The sequence below is a fragment of the Phaeodactylibacter xiamenensis genome, from assembly GCF_000759025.1.
GTDB classification, from domain to species: Bacteria; Bacteroidota; Bacteroidia; order Chitinophagales; family Saprospiraceae; genus Phaeodactylibacter; species Phaeodactylibacter xiamenensis.
This window is the reverse complement of sequence record NZ_JPOS01000010.1, coordinates 152,451-164,987: the sequence shown is the minus strand read 5'-3', so window position 1 is coordinate 164,987 and position 12,537 is coordinate 152,451. Positions and strand designations below refer to the sequence as shown.

At 47.9% G+C, this 12,537-nt stretch carries 9 protein-coding genes; 4 read left to right on the top strand and 5 right to left on the bottom strand.

The genetic code is table 11. The annotated features are described in order from the left end of the window. Window positions 1-17: 17 nt before the first annotated feature. Both IX84_RS03090 and IX84_RS03085 read left to right on the top strand, forming a co-directional pair. Complete coding sequence (locus IX84_RS03090; RefSeq protein WP_081968585.1) at window positions 18-566, top strand: RNA polymerase sigma factor; 549 nt, start codon at window positions 18-20, stop codon at window positions 564-566. 12 nt (window positions 567-578) lie between these two features. After that, a complete protein-coding gene (locus IX84_RS03085) occupies window positions 579-1,850 on the top strand; it encodes a hypothetical protein (protein ID WP_044216455.1) in 1,272 nt (423 codons plus the stop codon). 4 nt (window positions 1,851-1,854) lie between these two features. Here the strand turns inward: IX84_RS03085 and IX84_RS03080 are convergent, their stop codons facing one another. Then, window positions 1,855-2,865: a YVTN family beta-propeller repeat protein gene (locus IX84_RS03080; RefSeq protein WP_152604900.1), complete on the bottom strand. Its 1,011-nt coding sequence runs from the start codon at window positions 2,863-2,865 to the stop codon at window positions 1,855-1,857. Between the two features lie 591 nt (window positions 2,866-3,456). On the opposite strand from IX84_RS03080, the gene IX84_RS03075 reads away from it, so the two are divergent. Beyond that, window positions 3,457-4,449, top strand: coding sequence for a transposase (locus tag IX84_RS03075; RefSeq protein WP_152604899.1), 993 nt, complete (start codon window positions 3,457-3,459; stop codon window positions 4,447-4,449). On the opposite strand, the gene IX84_RS03070 is transcribed toward IX84_RS03075, so the two are convergent. Further along, entirely contained in the window at window positions 4,438-6,786 is a 2,349-nt protein-coding gene (locus tag IX84_RS03070; protein WP_044216454.1) for a hemopexin repeat-containing protein, read from the bottom strand. The genes IX84_RS03075 and IX84_RS03070 overlap by 12 nt on opposite strands. Window positions 6,787-6,806: 20 nt before the next feature. On the opposite strand from IX84_RS03070, the gene IX84_RS03065 reads away from it, so the two are divergent. Continuing rightward, window positions 6,807-7,679 carry an IS5 family transposase gene (locus IX84_RS03065; RefSeq protein WP_238578221.1) on the top strand — a complete coding sequence of 291 codons (873 nt, stop codon included), beginning with the start codon at window positions 6,807-6,809 and terminating at the stop codon, window positions 7,677-7,679. Between the two features lie 593 nt (window positions 7,680-8,272). Here the strand turns inward: IX84_RS03065 and IX84_RS30615 are convergent. From IX84_RS30615 to IX84_RS30610, 3 genes are all read right to left on the bottom strand, one after another. Beyond that, window positions 8,273-8,989 (bottom strand): LytR/AlgR family response regulator transcription factor, encoded by a 717-nt coding sequence (locus IX84_RS30615; protein ID WP_052515722.1) that lies wholly within the window; start codon window positions 8,987-8,989, stop codon window positions 8,273-8,275. Further along, window positions 8,955-10,721: a sensor histidine kinase gene (locus tag IX84_RS03055; protein ID WP_044216453.1), complete on the bottom strand. Its 1,767-nt coding sequence runs from the start codon at window positions 10,719-10,721 to the stop codon at window positions 8,955-8,957. The genes IX84_RS30615 and IX84_RS03055 overlap by 35 nt, the downstream gene beginning before the upstream one ends. Before the next feature lie 718 nt (window positions 10,722-11,439). Then, window positions 11,440-12,528 carry an endonuclease gene (locus IX84_RS30610; protein ID WP_052515721.1) on the bottom strand — a complete coding sequence of 363 codons (1,089 nt, stop codon included), beginning with the start codon at window positions 12,526-12,528 and terminating at the stop codon, window positions 11,440-11,442. Window positions 12,529-12,537: the final 9 nt, after the last annotated feature.

Genomic DNA, 12,537 nt, shown 5'->3' with positions numbered 1-12,537 from the left:
CAGTATAACCTCCTCATTTGAGCCATCAACATACATACCCGACCGACCAATCTTTGGCAGATGCCTGCGCCCGCAATGATCAGCGGGCGCAGCGCCTGCTTTATGATGGGTATGTGGAGGTGCTGTATCACACGGCTTACCGCTACTGCTTCCGCCGGGAGCAGGTAGAGGATATTTTGCAAATCACCTTCACGAAAGCCTTTGCTGCCATCGGCCGGTACGATGCCGGGAAGGCAAGCCTGAAAACCTGGCTGCGCCGCATTTGCATCAACACCACTATGGATGTGCTCAAACAGGAAGGCAAGTGGGAAACCCAATGGGAAGAAGAGATGGAAATCGCTGTGCCGCCTCTGCCTTTCGAACAGTTGAGTGTGGAGGAGATACTGAGGTTGATCGAAGGATTGCCCCGGGAGCAGCGGGCCATTTTCAACCTCTACGAAATTGAAGGGTATACGCATGACGAAATAGCAATCCTGCTCGGCATTAACGTCAATTCCTGCCGGGTGTATTTATCGAGGGCCAAGAAGGAACTGCGCCGGGCGATCCGGTGCAATGAGGGCGTTTAAAACAGTATAGGCATGAATAATTTACAAAACAGACTGGATCAGCAAGGCACATCGGATTTCGATCGGGAAGGCCTCTGGCAGCGCATCGAACGGCCCCGGAAGCGCCGGAGAATGCTCTGGTGGTGGCTCGGAGCGGGCAGTCTGCTACTGCTTGTATGGCTAGGCCTGGGCAAGGACAGCACGCCCCCTGTCTTATCCGGGTTTTACATTGGGAATCCGGAGCAGGAGCAGGGGCAACGACCGCCGGCTGCTCAGGTTGAAAATTCGGAAGAGGGAATTTTACCTCAGGAAAAGTCCTCTGCCATGGGAGCTACCGCACTACAGGATTTACAATCAAAAAGAGTCCAAAAATTAGTACCCGAAAAAGCCAAAGCCATCGAAAAGCCTAAGGCCGATCGCAGCGTTGAGGTTGTAGCTATTCAACCTAAGCCGGGGGATAAGGAAAGAAAGGGATTACAAAGGACGCCTTCACCAATCAGGACAACCGAATCAAAAAGCGCTCCAGCCACATCCGGATCAAGTACAGCAACTAGTCTGGCAGTTCAACCGAAAAAACAAAAAAACCTCAAGTTGTTGCCCACGCCTCCTGTCCCACTTATACAGGGCAGCTCTTCTCCAGCCTTTCCACCCCATTTTGCTGAGATAGAACAGGCTAAACCCCAGAAAAACACCTTTGTTCTTTCCGGAGGACTGGCGGCCCAGCTGCATATTAACCGTTCGGATTGCGGTTGGGCAGGAGAGGAGCGTGCCCTGCCCGGTTTTTACCTGAGGGGGCAATATCAGCACGTATTGGGCAACGGGTTTTATGCCTTTGGTGCCGCACAGTACACGGCTCACCACAGCCGGTTAAGTACCCGGCACACCATTTCCACTAAATCCCTGAATGCCCTCAATCAGGAGGTACGCACTTCAGAAACGACATTTTACGAGTTGTACCATCAGTACGAACGGGTAGAAGTTGGGGTTGGGTTGGGCAAAACCTGGGACTTGAAAGCGCTTACCTTCGCTCTAGAGGCAAGTGGCGGCTATTCCCAGTGGCTGAACGTGGATGGCAACTATTTGAATCAGGAAGGTGTACTGCAAACCCTTGCCCCGGCGGGTGAAGTGCCCGGCAGTTGGTTGGGACGAGTAGATGCCACGTTACTGAAGCCCCTGTCTGAGCGCTGGACAGTTGGATTGACAATGCATGCGCAAACGCCGGTTCCGGTATCCCCAAGTTCAATGGGCTGTACGCATCGGCTGTATCCATTAGGTTTTGGAGTGTTGGTGGGGCGGCGATGGTAGTCCGTTATTTAGGCATGAAAAAAGAACCTGCTGCCGTAGGTCTTCCTCCCAGTGGAATTGTTGCAATAATAGCGTAGGTTTGAGCATCAATGACCATGAAGTTTCCATCCCATTGATTAGCCACACCAATTTTTGTTCCATCAGGGGTGATACAGATTCCAGTAGGGTTTTCTCCTACTTTGATGGTGGCCACCATCTTGTAGGTGTGGGCGTTGATCACGTTGACAGTGTCCGCAAAACAATTACTCACATAGATATTCTGCCCATCAGGGGAAACACTAATTACTATAGGTCCTAAATGCACAGGGATCGTGGCTTCTACTGTATTATTGATTGTGTTGATGATGCTGACATCATTCGAAGTTAAATTAGCCACGTATAAGTGGTTCGTCTTGGGGTTTGCGGTGATGAAGTTGGGTTCATCGCCTACAGGTATTGTTCTTTCAACGCGCTTTGTAGACAGGTTAATGACACTCACATCATCGGAAACCGTATTTGCAACGTAACACTTTCTTCCATCTGGCGTGAGGTGAATACTGGCAGGTCTTTTTCCTACGGAGATTACATGCTCGGTCTCGCCCGTTATGGCATGAATAATGGATACAGTGTGGTCATTGGTATTCGCAACGTAGATTTTTTCATTTTGGTAGCAGGGAATAGCGGGACCGTCACCTGCCTGAATAGTGGCCTCTACGGTGTTGGTTAAGGCATCAATCACGCTGATGTTATCAGAGAAAGCATTTGCGACATATACCTTTCTCTTTTCTGGAACGCACCACACTCCAAAGGGCGCTTTGCCAACGGGTATTTTCGCGATAACCCTGAGGCTATCCAGATCAATAACGGATACATTATTATCTGAAAAATTGGGAATGTAAGCCCATTGCGCAGAAGCCGTTTGTAAGTTCAAAAAAAGAAAAAAGAGCATTGTAAATGGCTGAAGCCTATCTGTCCACAACTGAGGAAAAGAGCGAATGGCGACCATGCTTGAGTTTTGATTTTTTTGGATTCTCAAAGGTACTTTATTTTGTCAAGCGGGATGCTATTTCTGGAGAGACGAGAAACAGAAATCGTGTTCATTGTTTGCAATCGCCCTTGATTAATCCAGCATCTCCTCCGGTAAGAACAAATAGATAATGCAAATCAAGAGCTAAATGTCAATTTAGCTGAGTTATCAAAATTAGAGCTGCTGCGATACGGCCGAAGATGTGGACGATAAGCCCTGACAATGACAGCGATTCCCGCTTTGGCACACAACCCACTGATAAAGAATAAGGTGTACCTTTGAGGAAAAAAGAGAATGAAAAAGCCAAGCGGCACCAGCTATGACAGCCTATATGGCTTATGCAGAGCGTTTTACAGTGGAGTGCCTGACCCGCGTGCGCCGAATGCGTCCATCAAATTGCCCGATTATTTTCTGAGCGCCATGGCGATGTTCCAGTTGAAGTACCCTTCCTTATTGGCCTTTGACAAAGGGCGGACAAAGAAGGAAGAGGTTAACCTTCGGCAGCTGTTTGGCATAAACAAGGTGCCATCAGACACCAGTATGCGCCAAACGCTGGATGAAATCCCCCCTTCTCAGCTTCAGCCTTTATTCGGGCAGGTATTGGGCGAAGTTGAGAAGAGCGGCAAACTAAAGCAGTACGAGCTCTTGGGCGGGCACCTCCTGGCCCCGATGGACGGGGTAGAGTTTTTTTCGTCTAGCCAGGTAAGCTGCGAGTACTGCCAGCAAAAGAGAAGCCGCGGCAAGGACAAGGCAGTCCGCTACTCCCATGCTATGTTGGGTGCTGTGATTGTAAAGCCGGGTGCTGGGGAAGTCCTGCCATTGGACTGCGAGCCGATAAACAAGCAAGACGGGCAAAAGAAGAACGACCATGAACTGGTAGCGGCCAATCGGCTGTGGGGCCGCTTGTGGGAACGCCACCCAAACTGGAAGTTCTTGCATGGGGGGGATGCCCTGTTTGCAAATGGCCCGATGATCAGGGAAATCACACAAGCGGGGCACAGCTATATTTTGAGCGTCAAGCCTGATAGCCATGAAATGCTTTTCGCCCACTATGGCCACCCTGGAAATAAGCATGCTTATCAGCACCATTACCAAAAAGTGGGCGATGAAGAATGGCATCTTTCCTGGTGTGATAATTTGCCACTGAATAACAGCGCGGCAGATGTGCGCACGAATTTTTTAATTTTAAAAGTCACGGGCAAAAAAGGCAAAACCGCTACTTTTACTTGGGTTACAAATATTAAAATTAACAAAAGAAATGTAGTGCTTCTTGCCCGATGCGGCCGCGGCCGGTGGAAAATCGAAAACGAAACGTTCAACACGCTGAAAAATCAGGGCTACAATTTTGAGCACAACTATGGGCATGGGAAAAAACATCTATCAAATTTGCTAGCGACTTTGATGATGCTCGTTTTCCTCATTGACCAAATCCAGCAATTGGCCAGCAAGGTTTTCAAAAAGGTATTGTCTGCGGTAAAAACTAAAACCCGTCTTTGGGATGAATTCAGGGCTGTTTTCCGTTTTCTGGGGCTCAACTCATTTAAACACCTGCTCATGGCTTTAGCTTCAAATCATTCAGCTTCAGGGCCTTAGATGCCAAAGCGGGAATCGCTGGAAATGGGCAGTTGTCTCAATAACTTCCGGACTTACAAATGGTAAGACATCGTTAAATTTATCCAGGTCGTTCATGGTATCGAAGAGCTTCAGCCATAAAGACTCGTAGAGCGCTTCGGGGCTGTGCCCGACTTTGGCACACAGCCTAAAGATTTCGTACATCTTCAGCACCGCTTCCATATTGAATCGCGTCTCGTAGCGGCCCTGTACGGTGAGGAAGGCATTATTGCGCTTTAACCATTGCACTTTGTCTAGGTCTTCACCGAAGGTCTCCGCAAGGGCGGCATAGGGCTGTTCTTTGAGCCCGGTCACTGCATTGACAAAGTCGGTGAGGGTATAAGACTTGTCCGCAAACTTATCCGAGAGTGCTTTGAAGTCAGCAATGGTCTTAATGTCGATTAAGTAATAATCTGCCCGGCTTCTCCAGTGGTACCAGGCCCCTCTTGGGTAAAGGTCATCCATGCGTTGGTATGTCGGGTCGCTAAACCTGACGTACTGCACCATACCGGAGCCATTAAAGCATAGATAAGACTTCTGCTCAAAGCTAAAAGCACTATCTACTTTTATTTGCTCAGGCGGCATATGATATGCCATCCCTCCCCAGTGCCCCTCAAGTGGCTTGGGGTATCCTGTATCTACATATTCGTTGTTGAAGTCGCTATACCGGACGAATTGGTCGCCTTTAAATGCGTAGATAAAGCCATCCAATCCGTGCATCACAGCATCCACGCCTGTAGGGGCTTCCTGGAAGTTATTGTGGATTTTCCCCCAATTATCCTTGATTGGTATCGGAGTGGAAGAGCCCGTTTCTGAGAACCAGAAGTCTTTCCCTTTGAAAAAGCAAACCGAATAATCATTCAGGCTGCAACCTGCATCTATTCCGTCTCTGAACGAATTAGGTATAGCGAATCCATAGTCTTGCTCAAGGTTAGGATATATATCCTTAGGGTACCCTTCTTTTAGTGTCAGCTCGCCTTTTTCATCAGTATAGAAGTAAAACTGATCACCGCTAAATAAGATCATTTCCTTATCACCACTATGAATTGCCGCATCCACTTTTTTTCCGGACAATAGGTGGTTTTTGGCTTTTGTGAGTTGGCTGAGGTCTAGTTCTGCAGTTTTGTCATTCGCAAATACGTGCAAGTCGTCGCCAATGAATATATAGAGGTTCCGCCCGTTAGAAATGACTTCGTCAAACTGACCTGCTCCATCTACAAACATTTCTTCAAGCACTTCTTCAAACAGTTCCGGCAACAGTTTAAAGCCTGGCTCCATACGAAGGTTGCCCAAAATGGGCTTCGGGTAGTCCGGATCGATAAACTCATAATCAAAGCCAGAGTAGCGGACATACTGATCCCCGGAGAACAGATAGGTGTTGTTGTCAAAGACAAAAGCTGCCTCCAGCCCCTTCCGCTCTTGCAGGTTGTTCTTGATCTTGCCCCAGTATTCCTTAATTTTCAAGGGCGCTCCCTCTTTTTGCCCCTCCTTGTTGATTGACAAGAAAGTATGCTTGGAAAAGAAGTAAGTCCTTTGATTATTGGCAGTGAAGGCTGTTCGTACAGTGCCGAAATCTTCATTGGGTTCCGGCAGCTCCGGATAAATCCGCTGAAGAGGTTTAGGGAAGCTCCAGTAGTCTTCCGCCTTATTGTATTGTATAAATTCATTGTTGTTGATAAGGTACATATTGTCCTCCTCAAACAAAACGGCCTCAATGGTATCGAACCCTTCAGATATGTACTCCTCCGGTATATTCCACCATGAGATATCTGATTCGTAGTATGCCCTACTGGACTCAATGTCATATTCCTCGCCTGTGATTACCAGGTGTAGCTGTACACCATTTTCATCGGGTTTGCCAAAGAAGTGCGTGTATTCCCCATCCGCGTAGGCTAGTACTACGCTTTCCAGTCCAAAATCTTCGGCAATAGAATGTGGGTAGCTTTCTGCATAAAGCTTGTCAGAAAGCTCAGGGCCTTTATCTTCTAACGGAAGCTTATAAGTCTGGTATTGACCACCTGAGAATACATATAGTTTTTGATCTTTACCGACAAGAATGGCATCAATGCCTTCGTCTAATTGTACATTAATCTCTGGTCTTCCCCATTCGTCAGCCAATGGATAGGCTTTTTCAAGCAGGCGGTTGTAACAGCGGTCGCCCTTGAAAAAATAGGTGTTGCCATCTGTACCTTGCAGCACAGCGTCTAATCCGGATTGGAATTCGGCAGGAATACCGTTAAGCAGCTCAGGCTTAGTTTCGCTTTGTACATCGAAGTTGTCTAAAAAAGAATCGTGGTGAAATCGAGATGGTTTGCACAAAAAGTTGCAAAAGGAGATATTTGGAAATCTCTAAACTTTTCCAAACTCCTTTCGCAACTATGTACGTAAAATTAACCAAGAAATTCATCACACACAATTTGATGCCCTATTTGAGCACAACAAATCTAGGGCGCAAGCCAAAAGTTAAGCTTTGGAAAATGGTCAAAGCAATAATATACCGCCTAAAAACAGGTACACAATGGCGAGAGTTACCCCTGCGCCAGTTTTTTGGATTTGCCATAAAATCCTATAAAACAGTGTTTTATCATTACAATAAATGGGCTAAAGATGGTTCTTGGCATCGCTTATGGACGGCATTATTGAAAGCAAATAAAGCTGCCTTGGATATGTCCACCGTAGCTTTAGACGGTAGCCAGACCCGAGCTAGAATGGGTGGTGAGGCAGTGGGGTATCAAAGCCGGAAATCTGCAAAAACAACAAACATGCTGTTTTTGACTGACTCCAACGGAATCCCGTTAGCGATGTCAAAACCCGTATCAGGTAATCATCATGACCTCTATGAAATTAACAAGGCATTCAAAAATATCTGCGAAATTTTAGAGCAGGCCGATATCGACCCAAGAGGTTTGGTAATGAATGCAGATGCTGGTTTTGACAGCAGGAGCTTTAGAGAGTACTGTGATGGGCTGGAAATCCTTGCCAACATAGATATCAACAAAAGGAATGCAAAAAACACTGATTATGAATACCTTGTAGACCCTGAGTTGTATAAGGAAAGGTTTGCTGTTGAGCGGACCAACGCTTGGATTGATGGCTTCAAATCTCTTTTAGTCCGGTACGAGACATCTGCTAGAAATTGGATGAGTGCTCATTTCCTAGCCTTTTCAATCATTTTGTTGAGAAAAACTAAACTCCATACAAATCATTTTTAGACAACTTCCATTTGAAAGATAATTTGGTGCGGACTTATGCAGGTAAAAAAAAGCCTAAAATGTTCTGAATGGTAGCTCTCGTGTTCTGAATGGTAGCAATGTGGGGTGGTAAAATTGGGTCTTGGTAAGTTTTGGCTGCAATGTTAAAGGGGGGTGGTGCTTTGGTATTGTGATTTTCCTGCCTTCGCCAATCCTGACAGCTGTTGAGGCGGCAGGCAGAGCTCCTTCTATGAAGCTAGTGGTCTGTCAAGGCTAAAACTAGGGGTTGCCTGCGGCGACTTTTGAGGCTACTCTTCGTTGGATAACCCCTTACGTAGCGCTGCTATGCGCGGGAACATCCGCCTTGATTAGCCTCAAAATTCGCTCCCACTCAACCCATAAATTAACACTTGACAGACCACTAGCAATCAAAGGCTTTAAAAGACCTTTTTCTCCTGTCAACCCCTTGCCTTGGGGCCTTAGTTACCGTTTGGCGGTAGGACGCGAAATCACCGACCGCTCTTTTTTAGTTTGTTTTGACATACTCTTGTATCTGCTTTTGACGCAGACACAGTTCAGTGCCCACTCCCGATTGAAATTGCGAAATGTAAATATCAGGACTCCTGGTTACGATTTTCAAGGAGGGCAAATACCTCCCGGCGGCGCCCCCGGCTGACAGGGACGGCAGCATCATGGAAAAATAAATTTTCCATATCCCAACTTGTAACCTGTTGAATATTCACAGCATAACTGCGGTGTGTCTGTACGAACTGCCCCTCCGGCAGTTGGTCGATCATCTCTTTAAGGGTGGCCCGTTGCACCACTTCGTCTTCGCCTTCCAAAGCAATTTTGATATAAATATGGTCGGCCCGGAGATAAAGAATATCGTCTACGGGGACCTGAAAATACTGCTTGCCGTTGTAGAGCCGAATGGTGGTTTTCTGCTTTTCCTGCGCACTATGATTGTGGAGGGCAATTTCAATAGTCGTTATCAGGCTTTGGGCCTGCACCGGCTTGGAGAGGTATCCCGATGGGTAGGTCGCTTTTGCCGCGTCCAGGCTTTGCCGGTCAAGCTGAGAGGTCAGGTAAATAAAAGGGACAGCCTTTCGCTGCTCTATTAGCCACCGGGCAACTGCAATTCCGGTCTTGCTGCCATTGAGCCGGATGTCCAGTAGTACTAAGTCTGGTTCCTGCTTCTGAAAGGCTTCAATAGCTTCCTCGTAGGAAATGGCCTTTCCGGTTACAGTATACCCTTCTTTTAACAAGTGGCGCTCTATAGTATCCGCAATCAGGACTTCATCCTCGACTATTAGTATCCGATATAAACTCATGGCTTAGTTCTCGTTGGTTCTTTTCTTTAAAGAATATCTTATGAACGGCACCATTGTCGTTGTGTGTGGTCAGCTGCCCGTTGAGTTGGCGGACCATACTTTTTAACAGATAGGACCCCAGGCCGCCATCCCGCTCTCCCATAGTACCGATCGGGAAGCCCGGACCGTTGTCCCGGTATTCCAGACAAAACCCATCCGCACAGGGTTGCAAATAAATATGGATTTCTAACTGATGATTAGGGATAGTGCCATATTTCAGGCTGTTGGTCATCAGTTCGTTCATAATAATGCCCAACGGCATCAGCGTTTCAAGATTAAGAGGGGGCGCGTCCATGTCCAGATTGAAAACCGGGGTTTGGTCTTCAGGAGCGATCTGGCTAAAATGCTCGCAGAGCTGTTGGGTATAGGCTGGAAAACTAATGGTTTCCGCCCCCTCTTTGCTGTACAACATCTCATGCACAGCAGCCATACTGTAAATGCGGTTGGACATGGACTCCAGCCGGTCAAGCGTTTTAGGGTCCTGGATTTCTTCTCTTTGGAGGTCTAACAGGCTAATGATGACTTGCAGGTTGTTCTTTACCCGGTGGTGGATTTCCCCCTGCAGCATAATTTGTTTTTCGAGGTTCCTGCCCAGGTCCAGGTTTTTCTGGCTGATAAGTACGGCCTGCTGCCGCATCTTTTTATTGGCGTCGCGGAGTTTGAGGTAGAAAAACAAAAGGATACCGGTAAAGATCAGCGAAAGCAGGGCAATACCAATACCCAACCGGCGCTTTACAGATTCATTTCTCAGCATTTCTGCCTGATCCCTGATCTTCTCCGCCTTTTGCTGATCGTGGAACTCCGCCTCAATGGCTACTACCTGTGCCCGGTTTTCTTCCTCGATGAGTTTCAAACGGCTTTCGAAGGCGAGTTGGAGGTAGTAATGCGCGGAATCATAGCGCTGCATGGCACTCATGATCTCTGATCGGATTTCGTAATAGCTGGAAAGCATCCAGAAGTCGGTAATCCCCTTTTGGGACATTTCATCCTTTGCTTTTCGGTAGTCATCGCTGTATTTCAGCGCCAGCTCCAATTGTTGATGGTCTTTGTATAGTGCCGCCAGGTTGCAGAGCATGGCAGAGTAGCCAATGTGGTTGCCAAGGCTTTCAAAAATCCCGGCTGCTTTCAGGTAGCGCTGGGCTGAAATTTCGAAGAACTGTTCCTTCAGAAGCATGGCAGTCAGCATATGGCCATTGCCCAGAAATTCGGTCTGCCCGAACTGTGGCGCGGTACGAATGACTTCCTTCGCATAAAACAGGGCGGTTTCAGGCTGCCCGAAAATCCGGTGGTAGGAAGACATCCGGATTGCAAAGCGAGGGTAAAGGCTATCCAACTGATGGTCTTTTATGGCTATCTGAGCATGCTGTAGGGCCTTATAGCAATGCTCCGGGCGCTCGTGCTTTTCATGCAGGCGAGCTAAAGACAACTGGGCGTCGGTATAAGCTGCCCATTGCTTCCGGGTTCTGCTGTCAAGGTCTACAGCCAGGAGTTGTTGTATGGCAGCTTCATCCTGATCTGCCTTCTCCAGTGCTTCCGCTCTTTTCAGGCGAACCTGCGTGCCAAAATCAGATTGCAGCTCACCGGAGGCTTCGAGCTCAAGGATAACCTGGTCCAGCAAAACAAGGGCACTATCGAGGTTAAACGCTTCGATTTGTGCCACTGCTTCCTCGTAGCTGATCCCTGGTAAGACCACCCGAGGGGTTTTAGCTGTTGATTCGAAAGGCAGGCATAGTAGTATCACACTCAATAGCCCCCCTATTCGCAGAAACCTGGAAAAATTGTTCATAGTCAAATGGGTGTGCATAGGTATTGTACAAGGTAGATGCAATAAGATTACATTTTCCACAAAAACCGATGTGAAAAAATGTGATTGTGCCTATTTGTCTGGTGTGCAAAGTTCGAGGGGAACAGCTGCTATCCTCCGGCTTAGTCCACTTGCACCGGCAGGCTGCATTTCTGCAATCTGAAGCTCAGGCCTGGCAGCAGGAGTTGAACAGAAGTTTGTGATTTTTAAAATGCAGCAGCTGGATAATTAGCACCAATAAAAAGTGAAAATAAGGTGTTCTCAACTAAACAACATGGTGCTTCACAGGGATTATGTCTGATAGTAGGACGTCAATAATGGTCGGTATCGGGAAATAGGTTGGTCGGCTTTGAGACCAGATAGTAGATAGATAGTTCTTAGAGGAGAGTTTCATATAGGATAAGGCAAAATATACTTGCATTAATCTCAATCATTCCTCAACAATACTTAAAGGTAACAAAAAATGTAAAAAAGAACGGATAACTTTTTTGAGCAGTCAGGAGGGAGGTTTTACCTCTGCACCAATTTAACGAGGCAGAAAAGTTGATCAAATGCCTGCCTGGTCCCCGTGAATTGCTATTAGGGCCGGTCTGTGACGTACAATTACTTAGAAAGTGATGACTTTAAGCGTTTTTACAGCTTTCCTGCTTCCTGCTTCCCATTCCAAACGGCAAAAATACAGACCGGGCATGGCCGGTAGCTCAAGATTAATGTCGTGAGTGCCGGCCGAACAGACGGTAGCAGGAAGGGAGCGCAATTCCTGACCCTGTACTCCGAACAGCCTGACGGAAAGCCTGCCTGCTTCAGGTAAGGTGATCTGTAGTTGGGCCTGCCCATGTGCAGGCTGAGGATAGAGGCGGGCATCGAGCGTAATGGAAGGTGCTGCATCAGTACTCACCGGAGGCGTACAGGGCGGAATAACGCCCTCGCAGTAGCAACGGTCCGCAACGGTGCAGTCTAATACAAAAGGATTCGCTTTGCCCTCCTGATAAGGGGCAATGGCGTGGGTCCTATTCCACTCCTTTTCGCTCACAGGGTCAGAATAATGCCATTGGCACAAAGTGACCCGCTGCTGTTCAAAGAAATCCGGGTCGGCTGCATTGGCTTCCTGCTGGTAGACCGTATAAAAGTAGAACATCGCCCGGGCCACATCGCCCTTATGGTCGTCGCGGGGCTCAAAGACCTGATCGCCTACGCGGCTGTATAGCGCGATATTATTGCCCGGTGTATTGCTCTGTTGCTGATCGAGATAGTACCAGCTATTGACCTGGTTTGGTGGGATATCGGCAAAAGGGAAATTGCCCCGTGCCGCATTTACCGCTGCACGGGTGGGGAACAAGTGGTGCATATCGGCTTCCGGAGTAGGCGCTTCTGCGCCCTTTGCCCGCGGATAGGTATGCTCTGTATTAATGCCGGTGCCATTCTCAAAAGCTGCTGTTGTCGGGTCTTCCCCGGGCGGCAAATAAACGGAGTAGCCGGTATAAACGCAGTAGAGGGTGTCATTCCGGGCATCTACATTCCGGTACATGGTGTCACGGGCATTGCCGTAATCCAGCAGGCCATTGGGGCGGTACTGGTCTTGCAGGGCTTGTATCAGGGCGCCGCCTTCCAGATTGGGAAGGACAGGGTGGTGCAGCTGAGCCTGGCTCAGGGTGGAGCAAAGAGACAGTAAGGCAAGGCATAAATATCGTAGCATAGTTGCAGT